The organism is Micromonospora sp. AMSO1212t, from assembly GCF_008868145.1.
In the GTDB taxonomy this organism is placed as follows: Bacteria; Actinomycetota; Actinomycetes; order Mycobacteriales; family Micromonosporaceae; genus Micromonospora; species Micromonospora tulbaghiae.
On record NZ_WBKS01000259.1, the window covers coordinates 1 to 911 of the forward strand.

Consider the following 911-nt stretch of genomic DNA (forward strand, 5'->3'; position numbering starts at 1 on the left):
ACGCCGCCTCCGGGTGGCACGTGCAATCTGCCGTCGTCGTACCGGTGGTCGTCGACGGGTGCGTTGGCGCAGCCGCGGTCGGGTTGGGTGTCGTTGAAGGACTTCACCGTGGTGCCCTACAACGGGCAGCACCTGGTCTACGCCACCACCCATGACACCGGTTCGTCGTGGGGGTCGATGAACTTCGGCCTGTTCTCGAACTGGTCGCAGATGGCCTCCGCGTCGCAGAACGCGATGTCGTCGGGCACCGTCGCGCCGACGTTGTTCTACTTCGCGCCGCGCAACATCTGGGTCCTGGCCTACCAGTGGGGCCCGACCGCGTTCTCCTACCGCACCTCGACCAACCCGACGAACCCGAACGGGTGGTCCTCGGCGCAGCCGCTGTTCACCGGCAGCATCTCCGGTTCCGGCACCGGCCCGATCGACCAGACGCTGATCGCCGACGACCAGAACATGTACCTGTTCTTCGCCGGTGACAACGGCAAGATCTACCGCTCCAGCATGCCGATCGGGAACTTCCCGGGCAGCTTCGGGTCGAACTACACCACCATCATGTCGGACTCCACGAACAACCTGTTCGAAGCCGTGCAGGTCTACAAGCTGCAGGGCCAGACCCGCTACCTGATGATCGTCGAGGCCATCGGCTCACAGGGCCGCTACTTCCGGTCCTTCACCGCCACCAGCCTGAACGGCTCCTGGACCCCCCAGGCCGCCACCGAGTCCAACCCGTTCGCCGGCAAGGCCAACAGCGGCGCGACCTGGACCAACGACATCAGCCACGGCGAACTGATCCGCACCACCGCCGACCAGACCTTCACCGTCGACCCCTGCAACCTCCAACTGCTCTACCAGGGCCGCTCCCCCAACTCCGGCGGCGACTACGGCCTCCTGCCCTACCGACCCGGACTGCT

At 66.0% G+C, this 911-nt stretch carries 1 protein-coding gene; it reads left to right on the forward strand.

The features are described from left to right. Positions 1-911, forward strand: a 911-nt coding sequence (locus tag F8279_RS29705; protein WP_255474312.1) for a non-reducing end alpha-L-arabinofuranosidase family hydrolase, incomplete at both ends; no start/stop codon positions are given.